This window comes from Paenibacillus camerounensis, from assembly GCF_000723885.1.
GTDB lineage: Bacteria > Bacillota > Bacilli > Paenibacillales > Paenibacillaceae > Paenibacillus_AQ > Paenibacillus_AQ camerounensis.
Genome location: NZ_CCDG010000087.1, coordinates 1 through 22,284, shown reverse-complemented (window position 1 = coordinate 22,284; position 22,284 = coordinate 1). Strand labels below are relative to the sequence as shown.

Sequence of the window (22,284 nt, the reverse complement as noted above, 5' to 3'; positions counted from 1 at the left end):
GATTATATATTTTCACTGCTCATCATAGCTCTTTACTTATACCGGGAGTTGGGATACATTGGGTGCAACCGGCAAGGCATAGCGGAATGCTTTTTCATAATTGCAACCTTTGTAGATGGAGGAGCTTATGATATGAATACGCCCATCCTGCATTTTATTTCGCCGCCGATTCCCTATTTTGTGGACTGCGGGCATGCATCGTACGACATTGGTGATTATCATATTGACCGCAACTGTATAGGGGTGTTTGATTTAATTGTGGTCGTCAAAGGCCTTCTGCCGGTCGGGGAAAATGGTATTTTGCGCGAGCTGGGTGAAGGTGAAGGCGTGATTCTCCTGCCGGACGGCCATCATTACGGCTTCGCCCCATGTACAGTGCCGACCAAAATTATCTGGATTCATTTCCAGACCTTTGGCAGCTGGCAGGAATGTGCCGATATGAGCGAGTGTCTGCTTAACCAGCAGATCTTGTTTGAAGAGCATAAGAATAAAGCCTATGTCCATCACACCGATCTCTGCTCGATCTTTCTGCCGAGGCTCCTGAAGATTTCCGCCAAGGCAATGGAGCTGCTGGAGTTATTTTTCGAACAGGAATCGGAGCCGAAATCACTGCGCAACTGGCGCCGCCAGGCCAGCTTTCAAGCCTTTTTACAGCATTTGGACCGGGATCTGGCCTCACCAAGCGATGCAACCGCGATTCATCTGGCCGAGCAGATCGAGCTGTACATCCGGAATAATTACATGCACGAGCTTACCAACCCCATCCTGCAAAAAGAGCTGAACTACCACCCTAACTATCTGGCCAAAAGCATGCTGAAGGTCTTCGGCATGACGCCGATAGCCTACCTGCAATATTACCGGATTGAACAGTCCAAGCGGCTGCTGCTCCAGACCTCCTGGCCTGTCGCACGAATCGCCGAGGAAGTCGGCTTTCACCATGTATCTCATTACTCTTCCAGCTTCGCCAAGAAAGAGGGGCTCTCCCCTTCGGCTTTTCGCAGCAGGTTTGTGAAAGAGCGGTAGTGTCTTGTTTGGGTTTGTTTTGACTGGATTTTTATAGATTGAACTCGTGATTTTCCTATTAGGGTTTGTCGCTGCTCCAGAGAATGTTTGGACTTCCGGCCGCTGTTGTCTGCAGATTTCTTCAATTGTACCGCTGTTCGCGGTTGAAATCCGCAGACTGCTTATGCTTCCGTAGCGAGCTTTTCTGCGAAAAGCTTTCAGGCGGTCGCTAACGCTCCTACAGTTCCAGAATTCTCCTCCGCCACTTTTCCCTTTATTTTAGTTTACAAATTCCATCTATAAGTCCAATACAGCTTAACTGCAGTTTGTGCAACTAAATCAGGCGTGAATTTGGTTTTATACGTTTTAAGTGTATTTTGTGCAGCTAAAAAGAGCCCGGCAGCGCCATTTAGCGTTCTTCCGAACTTTTAAGTGTACGAAGTACAGCTAAATGTCCTTTTCAGCAGAAAACAGCCGTTTTAGCTGCACAAAGTGCAGTTAAGCAACCAGTCAACCAAACAAATGCTCCTAAAGCAAAATCCCCCACAAGGCGCGGCCTTAATGGAAGCTGATGCAGCGGCTTCGCCGTAACCCGAAAGCCTATACACTCTTTTATCAAAAAAACACGCTCTCTTAGCAAAAAACACGCTCTCTTAGCAAAAAAAGCCGCCCCTCCCGGGAACGGCTTCTTTACAATACTAACAATTACTCTAGCACCTTACCTTATGCCCACCACATATCAATCGGCTGCTCGCGGATCAGGATCGACTGCAGGTTGGTAACGGCACGCTGGAAGCCTTCGTCTACTGACATCAGCGGGTCCTCATGCTCGATACTTACTACATAATCATAGCCGTAGGTGCGCAGCGCGCTCATCATATCCGACCACTCGGACAGGCTGTGGCCGCAGCCGACAGAGCGGAACGTCCACGCCCGGGTCTGCACATCACCGTAAGGCTGCATGTCGGTCAGGCCGTACATGTTAATATTGTCCTGATCGAGGTAAGTGTCCTTGGCGTGGAAGTGATGGATCGCTCCGGCTTTGCCGAGGATCTTGATTGCGCCGACCGGATCAATCCCCTGCCACCACAGATGGCTCGGATCAAGGTTAGCCCCGATAGCGTCACAGGTCGCTTCTCTCAGCTTCAGAATCGTGTAAGGGGTATGGCACAGGAAGCCGCCGTGCAGCTCGATGCCGATTTTCACACCGTGCTCCTCTGCCAGCTTACCGATCTCCTTCCAGTACGGAATCAGCTTCTGCTCCCACTGCCAGGTTAGAATGTCGCTGTATACCGTAGGCCAAGGGGATACCGGCCAGTTCGGCGCTTTAGCCTCTTCACTGTCTCCGGCGGTGCCGGAGAAGGTGTTAACCACCTGAACCCCCATCAGCGAAGCCAGCTTGATCGACTTGCGCAGAATCTCGTCGCCCTGACGGGCCTCCTCCTTGTCCGGGGAGATCGGGTTGTTATGGCAGCTGAATGCGCTGATCATAATACCGCGGCTCGTGAACTTCTCCAGGTAAGCCTTACGTGCTTCCCCGCTGGCCAGCAGCTCGTCCGTCGGACAATGCGGGTTCCCGGGGTTGCCGCCCGAGCCGATTTCGACGGCGTTCAGGCCGGCAGCTGCGAGTTTATCGAGCATCTCATCAAGAGTCAAACTTCCGAATACGGGATCAAATACGCCTAACTTCATTTATACGCCCACCTTTTCGCGAATTGGCTCCAGAGCCTGGGAATGGCCGTACACCGGATAATCGCGCTTGGTTGGTGCGCACCAGTTTACGCCATTGATAATAACCTGTTGAATTTCTTTATGGTAATACGTCGGATAAGATTCATGGCCCGGCTGGAAGTAAAAGATTTTGCCGCTGCCGCGCCGGTAGGTCGAGCCGCTCGGGAACACGTTGCCGCCCTCGAACCAGCCGACAAAGATCAGGCTCTCCGGTGCCGGCACATCAAAATGTGCCCCGTACATCTCTTCCTGCTCCAGATCGATATACTCGCCGATGCCTTCGGCAATCGGATGGCCCGGGTCCATCACCCAGAGGCGTTCCTTCTCGCCCGCTTCGCGCCACTTCAGGTCGCAGCTGGTGCCCATCAGCTTCATGAAGATTTTGGACATGTGGCCGGAATGCAGCACAATCAGTCCCATTCCCTGCAGTACGCGGTTATAGACCCGGTTCACGATCTCATCGCTGACCTCCTGATGGGCAATATGCCCCCACCATACCAGTACATCCGTGTTATTCAGCACTTCTTCCGTCAGTCCGTGCTCCGGTTCATCCAGCGTTGCGGTTGCCGTATCAAACCCGGCTTTCTCAAGAAATCCGGCGATCTGCTCATGGATGCCAAGCGGATACACCTGGCGGATTCGCTCTTCCTGCAGCTCATGACGGTACTCATTCCATACGGTTACTCTTGTCACTATAGGACACACTCCTAAATGGTTTTAAAATGGTTGACTGATGCTTACTATATAGGGATTGTCCGTAACTCCAGAGAATGTTTGGACTTCCGGCACGCTTCCCTTTATTATTTTCATATCAATTTACTTAATCTTCAAAAAATACCGGCAGCCCTGTCTCGGACGACTTATAGATCGCTTCCAGAATCCGGGTTACCACCAGAGCCTGCTCCGGTTTAACAACCGGCTCTGTATCATTTAGGATGCTGTCGATCCACTGCGCGGCTTCAACCAGCGCCGGATCTTCGCCCGCACCGTCATAGAAGTCTACGCCGGCGGCATCCAGCCCGATGTGCTTCTCATAGGTTTTGCCGTACTCTTCGCCGTTGATGCGCAGGCCCTTCTCCATATCGGCTCCGCCTTCTGTCCCGCAGAGCGTGGTCTTGGCTTCACCGACATCCAGGGTGTTCAGCGCCCAGCTTGCTTCCAGCACAATGGTTGCTCCGTTCTCCATCGTGATGAAGCCGATCGCCGAATCCTCCACCGTGAATTTCTCCGGGTCCCACGGGCCCCAGGCGTTGGCGGCGTTTTTGCGGCCGGACAGCTTGTGGTAAGCATTGCCTACCGCATATTTCGGCTTGTAATTGTCCATCATCCACAGCGTAAGGTCGAGCGCATGGGTGCCGATATCGATCAGCGGACCGCCGCCCTGTGCTTCCTCATCCAGGAATACGCCCCAGGTCGGTACCGCACGGCGGCGGATGGCCTTGGCTTTGGCATAGTAGATTTCTCCGAGGTCATGGTTCTCACACATCCGGTGGAGGTAAGCAGAGTCAGACCGGAAACGGTTCTGGTAGCCGATGGTCAGCTTTTTGCCGGTACGCTTGGCGGCATCGAGCATGGCCTGCGCTTCCTCAGTCGTCTTTGCCATCGGCTTCTCGCACATGACATGCTTGCCGGCCTCCATCGAGGCAATTGAAATTTCCGCATGGGAAATGTTCGGTGTACACACATGGATTACATCTATATTGGTATCTTTCAGCAGCTCTCTATAGTCTGTGTATACCGCTGCGTCCGCATCTCCAAATTCCGCTTTGGCCTGCTCGGCCCGTTCAGGTACGATATCGCAAAAAGCAACCATGACAGCGCCTTCCACCTTGCTCAGAGCCGGCATATGTTTGCCGGTTGCGATGCCGCCGCAGCCGATAATTCCCACTTTTAAAGTCATTCTCTATTTCCCTCCAACGAATGTTGTGAACTCTCTGCCTCTAATCATACAAATCCTGCGAAGCGCTTTCTTCCTGCATTCTTGCCCTGTTATTCCCGAATATTGTCTTATGATATTTCAGCGGCGAAATGCCGGTTGCCGACTTAAAAAAATGATGGAAGGTCTTCACGCTGCCAAACCCGGCGGCTTCAGCAACAGCAGACATCGGCAGATCCTCGTTGAGCAGAATCCATTTGGCTTTGTTCAGCCGGTATTCATTGAGGAAGGCGACAAAGGTCATGCCGGTGTGCTTTTTGAACAGCTTGGTAAAATAATACGGACTGAAGCCCATATGCCCGGCTACCTCGTTAAGGGTGATCTGCTCCTGGTAATGCTGCTCGACATAGATAAAAATCCGTTCAAGCCGCTCCATCATCTCCCGGGACTGGGACAGGCTGTCCTCTGAAAATTTTGGCAGCCTGCCGGCGTTATTCCTGGGAACCTCGCGCATAATTACGGTCAGCAGCTCAAATAAACGGGCTTTAATCAGATAGGCATAGCCTTCTCCCCGCCGGGTGTCCTCTTCATATATACTTTCGATTAGTCTAATGATCCGCCCGGCCGTCTCCTGAGGCCAGCCGGAGCTGGAATGCTCCATCGCCGTGAACACGTCCCGCAGCGAGAAGTCATTGCCGCAGGTTACCGACAGCTCCTGAAACAGGCTCAAATCGAACTGGAGAACAACCCGTTCGCTTTCCGGCGAAGCAAGGAAATAATGCACGTCCCCACCGTTGATAAACTGCACTTCCCCCTGCTCCATGCGGATTGGAGTATCATTTATTCCCAGATTTAGTCTTCCTTTCGTTACATAGATCATTTCAATTTCTTTATGCCAGTGCGGATAGCAGAGTTCATCCCCGCCGCAGATCAGGCTGCGGAAGGGAAAATGCTTGTCCACATCCGGAAGCTCGAGATAGATGCTCATAAGTGCGGCTCCTTGTGCGTGTGGTTCTTTTACCGGATCAAGGTAATTCGTGAACCGGTTACGGTAATCGTACCTTATCCCTGTGAGTAAAAACAAATTGCACACGGGCGGGGCTTTTGCCGGGATACGGACTCGCTGCCCATGCAGGGTTCCCTCCGAACGCAAAAAAGCCCGGAGTCCCTAGAACCCGGGTTTCTTTGCAGCGTCTTACACTAGCTTGACTGCCTTATTCGGAGCTGCTACAGCTTAATCTTCAGCACAACCTTGCGTACCGCTTCCTTGCTTCCGGCTTCGATGCCGGTCATGTGGCCGTCCTGCGGATAGCAGACCACCAGCGCTCCAGGGCCTGCGGTTACCGCAGACTGCAACTCACCGGTGAAGAACACTGCGTCCTTCTCGGCGCTGTATTCCTCTTTTACCGCCAGCTGTTCAATGGCTGCATAGCCGATCCGCTCTGTGCCTTCCAGAATGTAATGGAGATCCAGATTGATCCGGTGTGCTTCCCAGAAGCAATCCCCGGCAGCCTTCGTTTCATATTCATTAATGAAGTAGAACATATTCTCATCGACTTCATGGCGCCCTGCGGTCTGTCCGCTGAAATCCGTATCCCGCAAAAAATGCAGCCCTGCCTTGATTTTTTCCCCGTATGCTGCCTCATTCTCAAGTAAATGTCCCAGTGTGTCTACGATCAAGCCGATCATCTCCTGCATTCTCTGATTTATTGCCGCACCTGCGGCATACAAAAAAGAATAATGGATTTCATACGCCGCAGCTATGCATTTGTTCACGCTTACCCGGCATATTCTTTTAATAGAGTGACGATGAGGACGATTAGCTCCATATTCGGAAGTTCCTGCCGCTATTGAATCTAGTTAGGTGGAAATCCGCCAACTAATTCTCTAGTCTACCCGGCCGTAAGTGAATTAGTGGTAAAAAAGCAAGCTAATTTCATTAAAATTGGCTCCTACGCAGTAGATCCCCTGAAATAGATGGCGTTTTTCCATCTAATCGTTATAAATTCTGATAGACGCCGGAATTAAGTGGAGAAAATCCAACTAAGTAATCTAGGAGGCGGAAAAAATGCTGATCTTCCTCATGTACATGTTCGCCGCGCTGGGAGTAGGCCTGCTGCTGGCAGCAGCGCTGCTGAAGCTCCGGCTCTCCCATCCCTCTTCCGATCTGACCAGGCTGGCCCGGGCGCTCAGCTCCTATCACCTGGCCTTCCCCCGGCGGTACGTCACACCTGACCAGTCCCATATGATCGCTCTGGATGAAGCCGGCAGAATGCTGGCTATCGGCAGCTGTAATCCCGGCAAGGCAGAGCATGCAACGGCGCAGCTGTACACGTACGATACGATACTGGGATCAGAGATTGTGGAGAATGCCCTCACCCTCACCAAGGCCAGCAAGACAAGCCGGATTACAAGCAGCGCCGGTAAACCCGGGTTCAGCCGTCAAGGCGGTGCAAGGAACACTGGAGCGCCCGCAGAATCCAGCCCGTCAGATACAGAGGAGATCAAGGAGCTCACACTCCGAATCTATCTCAGCAGCGCCGATACGCCGGTCCTGTCCATCCCTTTTCTGCCAAACCTTGCTGCTTCCAAAAAAACAGATCCGGAATACTCTCAGGCATTCACAGAGGTTCAGCATGTGCATGAAGCGCTCCTGAAGATCCTCTCAGCGTAAGTATAATCCCGTCAGCTCCGGCTTGGTTCAGCGGACCGGAAAGGTCAGGCTGCCGAGCGTCTTCCCCTGCCGCAGTCTGGCGATAATGTTGAGCAGAAAGCGCTCCGCCAGACTGCCCTGCATGACGGCCTTCTCTGCTTCCTCCAGAGTGAACCAGGCTGCATGATCCAGCTCCTCACTGATTCCGCTCAGATCCTCTGAGTCCGCCACACTCATATAATTCAGCATAAGCGTATTGGACGGCGCAAAATATTCACTCCGCATATATTCGTAAGCGATGATATCCAGTCCGGCTTCTTCCTTCACCTCGCGGATCAGGGTCTCCTCGGCGTTCTCCCCTTTGTTCACATAGCCTGCGAGCAGGATATAGTGTTTGCGGTTATACTGCTGGATCAGCAGAATTTTGTTCATCTCGCGGTTGAGGACCGCAGTGCTCATCGCCGTACTGAACACCGGGAATCTGAACACCCCGCACTCCCCGCAAAAAGGCACCTCCCCCTCCCCGTTACATTCCTTCAAGACCAGCTTGGTTCCGCATTCCAGACAAAAATTCAAATCCATCTCTTCTTTCTATGTATGTTATAAGCAGTCTGAACTTATTGTAGTCCATTCCGTCAGCCCTGTGTAAAATTTGCAGCGGCCAGCCTCCTTTTGTGTTAAGCGGACAGGGTTTGCTGTCCTCATGTGGAATTACTGAATAGGTGCCTGTACAATTAAGATTAATGAAATCAATAAGCTGGAGGGAAACGTCACATGAACAGCATTATCAACTTTGCGCACCGCGGGGCCTCTGCAGTCTGCCCGGAGAATACGATGGCGGCATTCCGCAAGGGGCTGGAGCTGGGAGCAACCGGAATTGAAACGGATGTCCAGCTGTCACTTGACGGAGGGCTGGTGATTATACATGATGAGAGCCTTAAGCGCACTGCCGGGGCTGATGGCTATGTAAAGGACAAGACTCTTAGCCAGCTGCTGGAGCTGGATGCAGGTTCGTGGTTCGGGCCGGGGTTCGCGGGAGAACGTCTGCCGGTGCTGGAGGAGCTGCTGGATCTGCTGAAGGACCGGGATACGGTGCTCAACATTGAGCTGAAGAACGGGATTTTTATGTATCCGGGAATGGAAGAGAAGGTGATTGCCGCCGTGCGTGATTACGGTATGAGCGAGCGGGTGGTGCTGTCGAGCTTCAACCATTATTCATTGGCTCACTGCAAATCGCTTGCACCGGAGATCCGCACGGGAATTCTATATTCGGAAGGCTTATTCCGTCCTTGGAATTATGCCGCCACGCTGAATGCCGATGCGCTGCACGCCTATCACTATGCCGTACTGCCTGAGTTTGTTGCTGAAGCAGCGGAGCTGGGCAAGGCCTATCATCCCTGGACCGTCAATGACCCGCAGCGGATGAACGATTTAATAGATGCCGGGGTTGCCGGTATCATTACCGATTATCCGGATGTGCTGGCCGGACTGCTGACTGGCAGACAAGCTTAATATCCGGCAAAAAAAAGAGTCCGGGCGGCCGCGCCGGTTCAACGGCTGCGCTCCCGGACTCTTTGTGTTTAACCGCGGCTGCACTATACTTCACAGCACCTAGCCTGCTGATTAATTCGCTTTGGTTCTGCCCAGCCAGTTCACCGGCTGAATAACATTGCCTTGCTTGTGTACGGCATAACGTCCTCTGCCCAGCTGCTTGGCTGTATACATGGCTGAATCGGCCTCCTTCAGCAGCCGGATCGGATCGACAGCTCCCTGGCTCGCCGTAATGCCGATGCTGGCTGAGACGAATAACTCGTGCCGCTCAAGCTGGTAGTTACGGGTTGTACGCTCCAGCACCTTTAGAGCAAGCTGTTCAGCTTCCCTATAGCTGCAGCGCTTCGCTATAATCACGAATTCATCGCCGCCGACCCGGAATATATGCCGTTTTCCCTTGCTGGAGAACTGCTGTAATGAACCGCCTACAGCCTGCAGCAGCAAGTCGCCGATATGATGGCCGAGCTTGTCATTGATCGACTTGAAGCGGTTCAGATCAAGATATAACACGGCAAGCTGCTCACCGGATTTGCAGTGATTCCAGAAGTGATCCATGCCGTTCTTATTGAACAGGCCGGTCAGGCGGTCCCTGTAGGCCAGCTCCTTTAGCTGTTCACGCTCGGCCAGCATCTGGCTGATACGGTGGAACAGCCAGATCATCAGGGCCAGGGTCAGCGCATAAAGCGACAAAGAGATTAGCAGGCTGCTGCCCGTAAGGCTGATTCCTGGTGCAGCTTGTACACCAAACATATGCATGCCCGATATCCCGCCGGTGAAGATAAGAATGACCAGGCTCGTGCGCAGGGCACGGGCCTTTGGGCCTTTGTCCGCCAAATACTGTCCGGTCCACAGCACGGAATAAGCTGTACCTGCCGCCAGCAGAACAGAGAGTAATGCAAACATATAATTCCGCGCTTCTTCCATTTAAGGAGCACTCCCTTTTACTACTAAATAAGTAGGATCGTTGTCGCGTATGTGAATCGTATCTGTATAACACCTATTATCGGCAGGCAAGGCCTGATTCTCAATGGAATCTTTTGGATGACAGTACAGGCAGATCAGTAATGAATATGCTGAACCGGCGGTTCTGTTATCCGGCGGATTCCCCCTGATGCTTCACACAATTGTAAAGCTCGCAGGTCCACGTCTCCCCGTCCTTCACAATCCGGGTGAGCGACGTGTTCTTCAGCAGCCGGCTCAGATCAAGCCCGGGCACAAGCCCGCCAAGCGTACTGCGCAGAATTGCGCCATGACTGACCACCAGCACACGCCGGCCGGGATGCAGCGCAGCGACCTCTTCAATAGCCCTGCAGCCTCTCAGGCGTCCCGAATCATTTGTCTCCAGTCCAAGCTCCAGCGTTTTCCATTCCTGACCCCAGCGCTTTACCCGTTCCTGCTCTGTTGTACCTTCCAGCAGTCCGCCATCCATCTCACGGATTCCCGGCAGCAGACCTGCCACCGTAAGGCCGAGTCTGGCTGCAATTACCTCTGCTGTCTGCCTGGCTCTAATCATATCACTCGAGTAGACCAGCTCCCACTTCTCACTGCTAAGCCGTTCAGCAAGCTCTGCCGCCTGCAGCAGGCCCTCTTCATCAAGCGGATTATCCGTACGGCCCTGAATACGGCCTTCTTTATTCCATAAGGTGCTGCCGTGCCGGATCAGGCCTATAGTTGTTGTCATGAATACAAACCGCCTTTATGCAAAATAAAATAGAATAACTAGATTATATACGAACGGCCCTTAAGGCGCATGTGTCTGGTCACTCTAATGAAATCTCCGGTAGTTGACGATAAATATTGGCAGAGCCATGACTCCGGTACATCATTCTGGGGCAGGTTCCATATTCATCCTGATATACAGGAAATACTGTACTATGCAAAAGGAGATTCTGTTCATGCTTAAAAAATGTTCCACCCTCTGTCTGATTCTGCTGCTTCTGCTAACCGGACTGCCGTCCCTGCAGCCGGGTTCCCTGGCATCCGCTTCAGCAGCCCCAAAAAACGCCGTGTTCGTGGACAAATCCAGCCAGTCGTTCATTCCGCTTCGCTTCCTGAACGGCCTGTTCGGCATCACCTCGGTTCTGAACCCGGCTACAAAGGAAATTGAAATTTCCGGCGGGGACAGCTCCATTCTTCTTACCCTGGGCCAAGCCTCCGCTACCGTTAACGGAAAAGCGGTAACTCTTACCGCTCTGCCCTTCAGCGGGAACGGCACGACCTATGTACCGCTGTCTGCAGTCAGTACCGGTATGGGAATCGGTCTGAAATGGAATAAAGAAACAGCTTCCGTTACACTCTCAGCAGCTGGTGAAGAAGCCGTCCTGCCGGTGGTAAGCGGCGCACTGGTCAAGCAGGATGCACCTGCAGCAGTCAGCGGCAAGCATACATATAAGGTCGGCTCCAGATCGTTCAGCGTACAGACTGTAACGGTATCCCTCATGCATCCTTCCGTCCGCCTGGACGCAGTCCTTGCCGGCAATACTGTCGGTAAGACGGAAGCACTCGGCAGCATTGCCAAACGCAGCGGAGCCGTTGCGGCCATTAACGGAACCTTCTTTGACGCCTATACCGACGGAGCCTACAAGGCACCCTACGGATATATTGTCAGCGGCGGCAAGATGCTGAAGAACAGTCCCGGCGACAAGCGGGCTGTCTTTGCCTACGACCGCAATCTGCTTGCCGAGCTGATTCCGGGAAGTGAATTCAGCGCCAGGTATCAGAGCGGTAGTGTCGAGGGGGCAATCCAGGCCGGCCCAAGGCTGCTGGTCAACGGTGCTGTATCTCTGAATGTTGCCGCCGAAGGCTTCAAGGACCCGAAAATCCTCACCGGCGGCGGTGCCCGCAGTGCTCTGGGCATCACCCGTGACCATAAGCTGATTCTGCTGACAACCGGCGGGGCTACTATCCCGCAGCTGGCCCAGATTATGAAGCAGGCCGGCGCTTATCAGGCAATGAACCTGGACGGCGGCGCCTCCAGCGGCCTGTACTTCAACGGTAAGTATCTGACCAGCCCGGGACGGCTGATCAGCAACGCGCTTATCGTCACCAAGTAATCAAATACAAGGATAGCTTCCTTTAATAGGTGTTCCGCAGTCTGATTCAAGACGGCGGGACACCTTTTTTTGTGTTCATGCCACTAATCCTACAATGAAGGAAGAATAAGGAACGTACGCTCAGGAGATAATACTTCCACCTTATCCGGTTTCCGGTGCAAAGGAGGAGAAGCTTTTGACCGCCCGTTCCAGGCAAGGCCGCGAGCAAGACCAAGACCCTGCCGATACTCTTGTCCCTGCCCCCTGTCCGCTCAGCCCGTCGCTTGAAGAAAACCTGCAGGAGATCATCCGCAGAACCGGCGCAAGCCCTGGTATCATTATATTCCCTGGAGCAGCGTATCCCGGGAGAGGCATCGTTTCTGCTGGATGAAACGATGCTGTACCGCTACGCGCCTTACTTCCTGCTGCCCTACGGCCGTTCGCTGACGGTCCGTGTGCCTGCCGCATTGAAGCAAAAGCTTGCAGCTGTTGCCGCCGATACTTCCGCTTATTATGCGGAGCCGTAAGAATGGAATCACTGACCGCAGCTGTCAGTGATTTTTTGGTATATTGTCCGTGTAAGTGTAAGTGAGGCAAGCAGCAAGTATACCGAGGACATGCAGAAATTCCGGGCAACCGGAGCACAATGAAGGAGGGTTCAAATGAAAGCATTGAAGTATGAATTCTATATCGGCGCAGCACCTGCCGCAGTCTGGGACTGTCTCGTTTCGCCCGGCAAGGTGGCACAGATCTATTATGGCAGCACCATCCGCTCCAGCTTCAGGGAAGGGGAGCCGCTTGAATATGTCGGGCCCGGTGCCGACGGTGAGGAGACGGTGCATGTGTATGGTACTGTGCTTGAGTACAAGCCGCAGGAGGTGCTGCGCTTTACGCATCACGCCGGTCCTTCCTATGTGCAGGAGGGTAAAGATTATGAATCTGTTATCTGCTGGCTGCTTGCACCCGCCGGCGGGTGCACTAAGCTGACGCTGATCCATGAAGGCTGGCATCCGGACGATCCCTCCTACGGGCCGAGCGACAGCGCGTGGTGGCAGATTCTCAGCAATACCAAAACACTGGCGGAGACCGGCAGCACGCTGGATTTCGGCGGCTGAGGCTCATCACAATCTAAGTGGAAATTCGCCACCTAAATCACCAAAACTAGCCCAATTGAATACTTTAGTTGGAAAATGTCTGCTTAAATCCCCCGGATCTGCTCAAAATGCGGCATTTGGTGCGAATCAGGTGGCGTTTTTCCAACTAAATACAATTGGCGCTGTTCCTAAGTACAATTAGCTGGCGAAATTCCAACTAATATCCACTAATATTCTACCCAAGCACATATCCAATGCCCGAACCCTGCGTTAGCCCCTGATCTGCAAATCCCGTCCGGACATCTCACAGTAAGCCACTCCCTCCCCGGTTACTCCCTTAACATCAGCTCAGAGAGACAAGTCCCCATATACTTTATATTTCCGCTACCTGCCACTCAGCCACCAAGCCCGAAACCACTAACCCGCCGCCCTCCACTCCCTTCAACCCCGTCACTCCGTCATTCAGTCCGAAACCAATACCCCACCGCCCTTCACTCCCTTTAACCCCGTCACTCCGCCACTCAGCCCGAAACCAGTAACCCTACGCCCTCCATTCCATTCAACTTTTCCACCCTCCCATACCTTTCGGCTTACCCTCTACACGAACGCTCACAACTCTTCTTTCCCTAAGGAAACTTTTTTGTTGCAAGGACAAATTTGTTTACATATACTAATATTGTGGCAAGGAACAATTATTTATCATTTGTGCATAATAGCCGCTTAACCCAGCGCTATACCAATACATTTAAAGGGAAAGAAGGAACTGCTATGGCTGGAGCCGCTATTCCATTGTCTGAAGCATCGAACGGCAGCACGCTGCGCATCAGCGGCATTGAAGTCCAGGGTGTGCTGCGCAGAAGGCTGCTTGATCTCGGTTTTGTGGTCGGCAATGCCGTGGAGGTGCTGCGGCGCAGCCCGCTTGGAGATCCTATCGCTTTTCGGGTAAGCAATACAACGATCGCCCTGCGGCGGGAAGAAAGCTCGCTGATCTACGGGGAACCTGTAGGAGGTGAAGGGATATGAGCCGATACACGGTTGCTTTTGCCGGCAATCCCAACACTGGTAAGAGCACGCTTTTCAACCTCCTGACCGGCCTGCGCCAGCACACCGGTAACTGGGCGGGCAAAACGGTTACCACCGCAGAGGGGGAATTCACCCACAATCAGCATGTCTACCGTGCAGTCGATCTGCCGGGTACGTATTCGCTGTACTCTAATTCCGCCGATGAGGAGGCTGCCAGAGACTATATTATTTTTGAGCAGCCGGATGTGACACTGGTGGTACTGGATGCCACTTCGCTTGAGCGCAACCTCAATCTTGCCCTTCAGGTACTGGAAATCACGGGACGCGCGGTGGTATGCATCAATCTGATTGATGAGGCCAGGAAGCTGGGCATTGATATTAATCTAAAAGCTATCGCTGAGCAGCTCGGTGTTCCGGTTGTAGCGATTTCGGCACGCAACCAGATCGGAATCGGGGAGCTGCTGGATCAGCTTGAGCGTGTGGCAACCGGAGCCTTTACCGGTAAGCCGCTGAAGATTACTTACAGCGCTGAAATCGAGCAGGGCATTGCCGAGCTGTTGCCCCTGGTGGAGCAGACCGTAGGTTCACATTATCCGGCACGCTGGATTGCCCTGCGCCTGCTGGACGGTGACAGCAGCCTGCTGTCCTCGCTCAAAGCCCATCTGGAAACCGGCACAAGTCCTGTACCGAAGGAGGTAGCCCGTCATGGAGTCCCCGCATGTCATTAAAGGTCCGGACGCACTGGACTCCCTGCTCTCAGCAGCCAGGAATCTGGCCGACAAGGGCGCAATCAGAGATGAGATTGTCACCGGCATCTACGGGGTATCGGCAGGCATCTGCCGGGAGGCTGTCTCCTATCAGGATAAAAAGAAGCTGGGCAGCACCTATAAGCTGGACCGGATCGTCACCTCAAAAGTATGGGGCTTCCCGATCATGCTGGCCGGACTCGGCCTTGTTTTCTGGATCACTATTGCCGGGGCCAATTATCCTTCCGGCTGGCTGGCATCCTTTTTCAGCTGGATTGAGGGTTATCTGACCGCCGGCTTTGAAGCCGTTAATGCACCCTCCTGGCTGCACGGCGTACTGATTCTCGGACTGTACCGCGGCACCTCCTGGGTAATCAGTGTCATGCTGCCGCCGATGATGATTTTCTTTCCGGTATTCGCGCTGCTGGAGAATTTCGGCTATCTGCCGCGGGTTGCTTTTAACATGGACCGCTTATTCAAAAAATCAGGCGGACACGGCAAGCAGGCCCTGACCATGTCTATGGGCTTCGGCTGCAACGCCGCCGCTATTCTCTCTACCCGGATTATCGAGTCGCCGCGCGAGCGGATGCTGGCCATTCTGACCAACAACTTCGTTCCGTGCAACGGGCGCTGGCCGACGCTGATCCTGCTCTCCTCGCTGTTCATGGTCGGCGCCTCGGCAACAGGTGCACTGCGCACCTTCTCCACCGCTCTTGTGCTGATGGGGATTGTGCTGGTCGGCATCACCGTCACCCTGACTGTATCCTGGGTTATGTCCAAAACGATGCTGCGCGGCGTCCCGACCCACTATACGCTTGAGCTGCCGCCCTACCGGCGCCCGCAGATCTGGAAGACGATTGTCCGCTCCTCCAAGGAAAAATCGCTGAACGTGCTGACCCGTGCCATTATCGTAGCCGCACCAGCCGGGATTCTCACCTGGATTCTGGGCAACGTAGTGGTAGGCGGAGACAGCGTGCTTAACCATATGGCGGCGTTTTTTGATCCTTTTGCCCAATTGCTCGGCCTGGACGGCTTCATCATTATGGCCTTTATCCTTGGTCTGCCGGCCAACGAAATTGTGCTGCCGATCCTGCTTATGGGCTATATGTCCTCAGGAGCTATGGTTGACGTTGAGGGCATCAGCAGCATTAAGGAGCTTTTTCTGAGCCACGGCTGGACCTGGCTGACCGCGCTGAATATGATGCTGTTCTCGCTGCTTCACTATCCATGCGGCACCACGCTGGTCAATATTTATAAGGAGACGAAAAGCCTGAAATGGGCAGTGCTCTCCGCCGTTATTCCGCTCGGCATCGCTGTTGGTGTCACCTTTGCCATTGCTCAGCTCGCCCGCCTGTTCAGCTGGGTCTGATCCTTGATATGCGCCCGGCTTCTTCTATAACAGGAGGAGCCGGGTGTTTTTGCGTATGGGCGTATCCGTGGAAGACATCCTCCGGCAAGATCGTTCTCCGGTCATTTGACTCCGCTCCCCGCAGATGTTAGGGTGACAATGAAGCCAATATTTTCCGGGAGGGATTAGTAATGACGGAAGTAAAGCTCGCTGTCGGATACAACGAATATGAAGACGGCCAGAGAATGAATACGGAGATTGAGCGCCTTAGCGCCAGCCCTGAAGCTGCGCAGCTGACCAGTCTTATTATCGGGGATTGGGGACAGGCCTACGAGAACAGCTCAGACGAGGTTGTAGAGGCGCTTGTTAAGCACAGCGGAAGCTTTCCGTCCTTGCGCAAGCTATTTATCGGGGACATGAGCTATGAGGATTGTGAAATTTCGTGGATTACCCAGACTGATCTCTCCCCCCTGCTTGCTGCTTACCCGGAGCTTCAGTCGTTCACCATTCAAGGCGGAACCAACCTGGAACTGAGTAATCTGCAGCATGACAAGCTGGAGGAACTGATTATTATTACGGGCGGCCTCGGCAAAAAAGTGCTGTCACAGATTGCCGCCGGTTCTTTGCCGAATCTGCGGAAGCTGGAGCTGTATCTTGGCGTCGATAACTATGGCTTTGACGGCAGTCTGGAGGATATCCTGCCGCTGATCCAGCCTGGAAAATTCCCGAAGCTGACCTATCTGGGCCTGAAAAACAGTGAGATTCAGGATGAGATTGCAGCAGCGCTGGCTGATGCAGAGGTTCTGGATCAGCTTCATACGCTTGATTTATCACTTGGAACGCTCAGTGACACGGGTGCCGAAGCGCTGCTGGCCAGCGAACGGATCAAAGGCCTGCAGGCCCTGAATCTGAGCTATCATTATATGTCCGACGAGATGGTTGCACGCTGGAGAAAAAGCGGCCTGCCTGCAGATGTCAGCGACCAGCAAAAGAGCGATGACGACGAAGACTGGCGTTATCCTTCCATCACCGAATGATGCAAAGTGCGCTGCCGCTGATTCTGCTGTGCAGCCCCGGCGACAAGCGTACGGCCGGCATCCAGCAGGCGCGGAGCCGGCTCGGGCTGCCGCCGGCCCTGACCGTCCCTTACGGGGAGCTGCTGGAGGGCGTCCCGCTCAGTGAGCTGCTGGAGCGGCAGTTGCCGGATGCTGTGCTTTCCGGCGCGCTGGAGCAGTCGATGACGGGAATTCAGACGGCAGGACCTACGCCGGAGCGGCCGGAGCGGCAAAGGACAGAGGGCCGGACGCTGCTGCGTCTGGAATCACCCGGCGGCAGCTTCGCGCTTGAGCGGGCGCTCATCGCCCTCGGCGCGCCGGATGCCGGGGAGCAGGATGACTCGCTGCATCCCTTCGGCCAGCAGCATGATCCTTACCCGCTCAGCGTCCAGGCTGCCGGCCAGCTGAAGGAGCTGCCCGGCGTGCTGCATCATCCGTCCCAGTGGTTCCGCGGCTACTGCCGGCTGCTGGCCCGGGTTCAGTGGGAAGCATCCAGGATTCTGCCGGCTGCCCGCTGGCAGAATCATCCCGGCGATATTGCCGCGATGACCGACAAGCGCCGGACGCAGCAGCTGCTTGCCGCTGCCGGCGTCCCGGTGCCGCGGCCGCTGGGCGGCGCACAGCCCCCGGCGGATTATGAATCCCTCCGGGGGCTGATGCTGTCAGAGCGGATGCACCGGGTTTTTATCAAGCTGGCCTGCGGCTCTGCCGCCTCCGGCGTTATCGCTTATCAGATCAATCCTGCCACGGGGGCTGAGCTGGCCGTAACAACCATCGGGGTCGAGCAGTACATCACCCGGCCTCCCGTGTACTATAACTCCGGGAAGCTGCGGCGCTACACCGTCTCCTCCGTCTTATCCGGAATCATCAACTGGCTCTACAGCCACGGCGCTTATACGGAGCAGTGGATTCCCAAGGCCGGCTCAGCGGGAGTCTCCTTCGATATCCGCCAGCTTGTCGTTCTGGGAGAAGCCGGCCATTCTGCCGCCCGGGTCAGTACAACACCGATAACCAATCTGCATTTGCGCAGCAAGCGGATGACACCTGCTGAAGCCGGACTGACGGACGAGGAGCAGCATCAGGTACGGCGTACTGCCGTGCAGGCACTATCTGCTTTTCCCCGGTCGGCAATCGCCGGGATTGATGTTCTCGTATCCTCGGGAAGCAGCCGCCGGACCTACGTTGCTGACGTGAATCCTTTTGGCGACCTGCTGTATGATGTTGAATATGAAGGCTGCAGCACTTACGAATGGGAAATGAAAAAACTGATGGAACACCGGATTATATCCTCTTAGAAAGGGTGCTATTTAACGGTTATGAGGGATATGAATGACATTGTCGGCACCCACGACATTCTGATGATTACACTGGATACCCTGCGCTACGACGCTGCCGTTCTGGAGGAGGCTAACTGTCCCAATCTGTGCGGTACAGGCTCCTGGGAGAAAAGGCATACCCCCGGCAGCTTCACCTACGCAGCGCATCATGCCTTCTTCGGCGGCTTCCTGCCGACCCCTGCGAATACAGATAAGGCTTCACATGTGCGGCTGTTCCATTCCAGGAACACCGGCCTGAAAACGCATCCCCACACCTGGCTGTTCGACACTCCGGATCTTGTATCCGGGCTTGCTGCCGAGGGCTATCGTACGGTATGCATCGGGGGCGTTATTTTTTTCACCAAAAAAGTGCCCTTAGCCCGAATCCTGCCTGCTTATTTCCAGCACAGCTACTGGCGGATGACCTTCGGAGTAACGAACCCGCGGTCCACGGAGCATCAGGTGAACCACGCCCTTAAGGTGCTGGAGAATACACCGCCGGATGAGCGGCTGTTCCTGTTCCTGAACGTATCGGCCATACACGGGCCTAACCATATGTTTCTGCCGGGTGCCCGCAAGGATTCCGTGGACAGCCAGCGCGCCGCGCTGCGTTATGCTGACGGGGAGCTGGGCCGCCTGTTCGACCGTTTCCGGGAACGCGGCAACCCTGTTTTTTGCATGGCCTTCTCGGATCATGGCACAGCCTACGGTGAAGACGGCTACGAAGGGCACCGCCTTGCGCATGAAACGGTCTGGAATGTACCTTACCGGGAGTTCGTCCTGTAGAACGGATTACCTATTAAGTCCCGATGAAAGGAGAAACGTATGACGTCAACCGGCAACTTTTTGCAGCAATTCACTGACTATGGCGAAAGACCGTCTCTCTCTTCGGAGGAAGTCAGCGTGTGGAAAGATCAGATTACTGCACAGCCTTACCGTAATTATCTCTATTCTTATCCGCACAAGACGGCTTACCGTGAATTCCAGCCGCCTGTTTCTCTGGAGCAGCTGTGGCTGAATGAGCCTGCGGAGACTTTTTTTCTGTATATGCATATTCCGTTCTGCGGCGCACGCTGCGGCTTCTGCAACCTGTTCACGCTGCCGGATAAACGCGCAGATGTTCACGCCCGCTATGTTGATGCGCTGGAGAGGCAGGCGCGGCAGTGGTCGGCTTTTACCGGCCATAAGCCCTTCGCCCGCTTTGCTGTCGGCGGCGGCACACCGACTCTGCTGGCTGCGCCGCAGCTGAGCCGGCTGTTCCGGATTGCCCGGGAAATCATGGGGCTGGACACCTCCCGCGCCTCCATCTCGGTGGAAACCTCGCCCGAGACAATCTCAGAAGAAAAGCTGGCCATCCTGAAGGAGAACACCGTTGACCGGGTCAGCATGGGTATCCAGAGCTTCGTGGCAGCCGAATCGGCAGCTATATACCGTCCGCAGAATCCTGAGGTTGTATACCAGGCGCTGGAGCTGCTGGGCCAGTATAAGTTCCCCATCCTGAATCTTGATCTGATCTACGGGCTGCCCGGCCAGACGGTAGAGTCCTGGCTCTATTCGCTGGGTCAGGCGCTGCTGCATGAACCGCAGGAGATCTTTATCTATCCGCTCTATACACGTGAGCATACGATCGTGAAGCCGGGAGATCTGCTGCGCCAGCAGGACCTGCGGCATGATTGCTATACTGCCGCCTGCAGGCTTCTTGCCGAGCACGGCTACCGCCAGTACTCCATGCGCCGGTTCGCCAAGGAAGAGGCTGGCACGGACAAGTCTATTCTGGACTACAGCTGCCAGGAGGAGGGCATGGTGGGCCTTGGCTGCGGAGCCCGCTCCTATACCCGGGAGGTGCATTATGCCTCCCGCTACGGGGTCAGCCGCAAGGCAACGGAGAGCATCATTGCCGATTATGTGGCGGCTGAGCGTTATGACACCGCAGATTATGGTATCACACTGAGCCTTGCCGAGCAGAAGCGGCGGTTCATCCTCAAGGCTTTGCTGCACAGCGAGGGGCTGCGGCTGGCTGATTACAGCGGACGCTTCTCAGCTTCGCTGTGGGACAACCACCCTGAGCTGATCCTGCTGCTTGAAAGCGGGCTGGGTGAGCTGCAGACTGAGGGCCGGGAAGGCATTCTGCGGCTGACCTCTGAGGGTCTGGGTTACTCCGACTCGATCGGCGACTGGTTCATCTCCGGTGACATCAGGGACCGCATGCAAGGGTTCATTCTGCCATGAACGCCGTTCTCTACTACCGGGGTTCCCTCACCTCGTGCAACTATGACTGCCCCTACTGCCCGTTCGGCAAAACCCGAGACAGCGCAGCAACGCTCGCCAAGGACCGCGAGGGTGTTGAAGCCTTCGTCCGGTGGGCTTCGGAACAGGGTAAGGCCGGCCACCGGCTGTCTGTGTTCTTCAACCCATACGGTGAGGGGCTGATTCACCGCTGGTATAAAGAGGCTTTGATTACCCTCTCGCATATGCCCCATGTTGACAAGCTGGCGATCCAGACCAACCTGTCGGCAAGCCTTGCTTTTCTGCCGGAGCTTAACCCTTCTACTGCTGCCTTCTGGGCTACCTATCACCCGGGGCAGGTGCGGGAGGAACAATTCCTGGCCCAATGTCTGGCTGTGCACCGGCATGGCGTTCCTTTAAGTGTGGGCAGTGTGGGTATCCGGAGCGCTTTTCCGGCGATTGCCTCACTGCGGGCTGCCCTGCCGCAGGACATCTACCTGTGGGTGAACGCCTACAAGGACAAACCGGACTATTATACTCCGGAGGATCTCGCTTTTCTCGGCAGTATTGATCCGCATTTTTCGATTAATGCCGCCGACTATGACAGCCTGGGCAAAAGCTGCAACGCCGGCAAAAATGTATTCTATGTTCAGGGAGCCGGCACCGTAAAGCGCTGCTATAAGGACCGGGGAGTCATCGGCAACCTCTACCGCGACGGCCTCGAGGGCCTTTCTGCTGAACGGAGCTGCCGCATGAAGGTCTGCGACTGCTACATCGGGTATATTCATATGCCCGGATTAAGGCTGGAGCAGCTCTACGGTCCAGGCCTGCTGGAGCGGATCCCTTATGGAATACCGGAGGTGACGGGATGAGAACAGATGGCAAAGGCACCGGATTCGCTCATGACGGCGCCGGGTCTCTGGCGGTTGACGGCACCAGAGGTGCAGCAACTGAAGCGGCAGGTGCTGAGGCAAAAAGTCTAGGGATTGTTGAGCCTGTCCCCGCTTGCGGTGATGCCGCATATCCGGGTGATGACCAGGCTGGGACGGTATGCAGCGGTGGAGTTGCTCTTGGAACGGCAGGTCAAGGCATGACTATTTGGCTAACCGGACTCTCGGGTGCAGGCAAATCGACTATTGCCTCTATGCTGACAGACAGGCTGATCAGACTGGGCATTGCCGCTGAATGGCTCGATGGAGACGAACTGAGGCGCACCCTCGGCAAAGGCCTCGGATTCTGCCGGGAGGACCGGTTCGAGAACATTCGCCGGGCGGTATATCTTGCCGGAATGCTTAACCGTCATGGTGTAGTTACAGTAATCTCACTCATCAGTCCTTATGCGGAGATGCGTGATTACGCCCGCCAGACGCTTACGCAATTTGCCGAGGTTTATGTAGATTGCCCTTTGGATGTCTGTGAAGCCAGGGATGTTAAAGGCCTGTATGCCAAAGCCCGCCGGGGCGAAATTCCGGTTTTCACCGGCGTCTCCGATCCATACGAAGCACCGCCCAGCCCCGAGCTGACGCTCAACACTGCCGGGCAGACGCCGGAGGAAAGTGTAAACACACTATTTGCCTGGCTGACAGAACTCACTTCACTGCAGCAGAACAAATAACCAAACAGCGCCATGT

General features: G+C 54.6%; 23 protein-coding genes. 15 read left to right on the top strand and 8 right to left on the bottom strand.

Features of this window, described 5'->3' with window-relative positions; translation table 11 throughout:
- Window positions 1–132 precede the first annotated feature (132 nt).
- A complete protein-coding gene (locus tag BN3772_RS27295; protein WP_042203513.1) occupies window positions 133–1,023 on the top strand; it encodes a helix-turn-helix transcriptional regulator in 891 nt (296 codons plus the stop codon).
- Window positions 1,024–1,725: 702 nt separating this feature from the next.
- On the opposite strand, the gene BN3772_RS27290 is transcribed toward BN3772_RS27295, so the two are convergent.
- The 5 genes from BN3772_RS27290 to BN3772_RS27270 form a co-directional block, all read right to left on the bottom strand.
- Window positions 1,726–2,694, bottom strand: a complete 969-nt coding sequence (locus BN3772_RS27290; protein WP_042203512.1) for a sugar phosphate isomerase/epimerase family protein — start codon at window positions 2,692–2,694, stop codon at window positions 1,726–1,728.
- Window positions 2,695–3,426 carry a ThuA domain-containing protein gene (locus tag BN3772_RS27285; protein WP_042203511.1) on the bottom strand — a complete coding sequence of 244 codons (732 nt, stop codon included), beginning with the start codon at window positions 3,424–3,426 and terminating at the stop codon, window positions 2,695–2,697.
- Window positions 3,427–3,553: 127 nt separating this feature from the next.
- Window positions 3,554–4,633 (bottom strand): Gfo/Idh/MocA family protein, encoded by a 1,080-nt coding sequence (locus BN3772_RS27280; RefSeq protein ID WP_042203509.1) that lies wholly within the window; start codon window positions 4,631–4,633, stop codon window positions 3,554–3,556.
- Window positions 4,634–4,673: 40 nt separating this feature from the next.
- On the bottom strand, window positions 4,674–5,597 hold the full coding sequence (locus BN3772_RS27275; RefSeq protein WP_042203508.1) for a helix-turn-helix transcriptional regulator: 924 nt from the start codon (window positions 5,595–5,597) through the stop codon (window positions 4,674–4,676).
- Window positions 5,598–5,836: 239 nt separating this feature from the next.
- Window positions 5,837–6,298: a NanQ anomerase/TabA/YiaL family protein gene (locus BN3772_RS27270; protein ID WP_244444857.1), complete on the bottom strand. Its 462-nt coding sequence runs from the start codon at window positions 6,296–6,298 to the stop codon at window positions 5,837–5,839.
- 379 nt (window positions 6,299–6,677) lie between these two features.
- Here BN3772_RS27270 and BN3772_RS27265 point away from each other — a divergent pair, with 379 nt between their 5' ends.
- Window positions 6,678–7,283 (top strand): hypothetical protein, encoded by a 606-nt coding sequence (locus BN3772_RS27265; protein ID WP_042203506.1) that lies wholly within the window; start codon window positions 6,678–6,680, stop codon window positions 7,281–7,283.
- Window positions 7,284–7,310: 27 nt separating this feature from the next.
- Here BN3772_RS27265 and BN3772_RS27260 read toward each other — a convergent pair whose 3' ends face one another.
- Window positions 7,311–7,844, bottom strand: coding sequence for an NUDIX domain-containing protein (locus tag BN3772_RS27260; protein ID WP_244444856.1), 534 nt, complete (start codon window positions 7,842–7,844; stop codon window positions 7,311–7,313).
- A 192-nt stretch (window positions 7,845–8,036) separates the two neighbouring features.
- On the opposite strand from BN3772_RS27260, the gene BN3772_RS27255 reads away from it, so the two are divergent.
- Window positions 8,037–8,774, top strand: a complete 738-nt coding sequence (locus tag BN3772_RS27255) for a glycerophosphodiester phosphodiesterase (protein WP_042203504.1) — start codon at window positions 8,037–8,039, stop codon at window positions 8,772–8,774.
- Between the two features lie 111 nt (window positions 8,775–8,885).
- Here BN3772_RS27255 and BN3772_RS27250 read toward each other — a convergent pair whose 3' ends face one another.
- Entirely contained in the window at window positions 8,886–9,737 is an 852-nt protein-coding gene (locus tag BN3772_RS27250) for a GGDEF domain-containing protein (RefSeq protein WP_052380721.1), read from the bottom strand.
- A gap of 166 nt (window positions 9,738–9,903) precedes the next feature.
- Window positions 9,904–10,494 (bottom strand): histidine phosphatase family protein, encoded by a 591-nt coding sequence (locus BN3772_RS27245; protein ID WP_042203503.1) that lies wholly within the window; start codon window positions 10,492–10,494, stop codon window positions 9,904–9,906.
- 214 nt (window positions 10,495–10,708) lie between these two features.
- On the opposite strand from BN3772_RS27245, the gene BN3772_RS27240 reads away from it, so the two are divergent.
- The 12 genes from BN3772_RS27240 to cysC all read left to right on the top strand — a co-directional run bounded on the left by BN3772_RS27240 (window position 10,709) and on the right by cysC (window position 22,268).
- Window positions 10,709–11,866: a phosphodiester glycosidase family protein gene (locus BN3772_RS27240; RefSeq protein WP_042203523.1), complete on the top strand. Its 1,158-nt coding sequence runs from the start codon at window positions 10,709–10,711 to the stop codon at window positions 11,864–11,866.
- Window positions 11,867–12,129: 263 nt separating this feature from the next.
- Window positions 12,130–12,372, top strand: a complete 243-nt coding sequence (locus tag BN3772_RS30800; RefSeq protein WP_157643659.1) for a hypothetical protein — start codon at window positions 12,130–12,132, stop codon at window positions 12,370–12,372.
- Window positions 12,373–12,507: 135 nt separating this feature from the next.
- On the top strand, window positions 12,508–12,960 hold the full coding sequence (locus tag BN3772_RS27230) for an SRPBCC domain-containing protein (RefSeq protein ID WP_042203500.1): 453 nt from the start codon (window positions 12,508–12,510) through the stop codon (window positions 12,958–12,960).
- A gap of 747 nt (window positions 12,961–13,707) precedes the next feature.
- Complete coding sequence (locus tag BN3772_RS27225) at window positions 13,708–13,962, top strand: FeoA family protein (RefSeq protein WP_042203499.1); 255 nt, start codon at window positions 13,708–13,710, stop codon at window positions 13,960–13,962.
- A complete protein-coding gene (locus BN3772_RS27220; protein WP_042203498.1) occupies window positions 13,959–14,690 on the top strand; it encodes a FeoB small GTPase domain-containing protein in 732 nt (243 codons plus the stop codon). The genes BN3772_RS27225 and BN3772_RS27220 overlap by 4 nt, the downstream gene beginning before the upstream one ends.
- Window positions 14,668–16,077, top strand: a complete 1,410-nt coding sequence (locus tag BN3772_RS27215; protein WP_042203496.1) for a nucleoside recognition domain-containing protein — start codon at window positions 14,668–14,670, stop codon at window positions 16,075–16,077. Before BN3772_RS27220 ends, BN3772_RS27215 begins: the two co-directional genes overlap by 23 nt.
- A gap of 170 nt (window positions 16,078–16,247) precedes the next feature.
- On the top strand, window positions 16,248–17,093 hold the full coding sequence (locus BN3772_RS27210) for an STM4015 family protein (RefSeq protein ID WP_042203495.1): 846 nt from the start codon (window positions 16,248–16,250) through the stop codon (window positions 17,091–17,093).
- On the top strand, window positions 17,090–18,406 hold the full coding sequence (locus BN3772_RS27205; RefSeq protein WP_244444855.1) for an STM4014 family protein: 1,317 nt from the start codon (window positions 17,090–17,092) through the stop codon (window positions 18,404–18,406). Before BN3772_RS27210 ends, BN3772_RS27205 begins: the two co-directional genes overlap by 4 nt.
- Before the next feature lie 21 nt (window positions 18,407–18,427).
- Window positions 18,428–19,213, top strand: a complete 786-nt coding sequence (locus BN3772_RS27200; protein ID WP_042203492.1) for an STM4013/SEN3800 family hydrolase — start codon at window positions 18,428–18,430, stop codon at window positions 19,211–19,213.
- A gap of 39 nt (window positions 19,214–19,252) precedes the next feature.
- Complete coding sequence (locus BN3772_RS27195) at window positions 19,253–20,656, top strand: STM4012 family radical SAM protein (protein WP_042203491.1); 1,404 nt, start codon at window positions 19,253–19,255, stop codon at window positions 20,654–20,656.
- Window positions 20,653–21,525 (top strand): STM4011 family radical SAM protein, encoded by an 873-nt coding sequence (locus BN3772_RS27190; RefSeq protein ID WP_042203490.1) that lies wholly within the window; start codon window positions 20,653–20,655, stop codon window positions 21,523–21,525. Before BN3772_RS27195 ends, BN3772_RS27190 begins: the two co-directional genes overlap by 4 nt.
- Window positions 21,522–22,268 (top strand): adenylyl-sulfate kinase, encoded by a 747-nt coding sequence (cysC, locus tag BN3772_RS27185; RefSeq protein ID WP_244444854.1) that lies wholly within the window; start codon window positions 21,522–21,524, stop codon window positions 22,266–22,268. The genes BN3772_RS27190 and cysC overlap by 4 nt, the downstream gene beginning before the upstream one ends.
- Window positions 22,269–22,284: the final 16 nt, after the last annotated feature.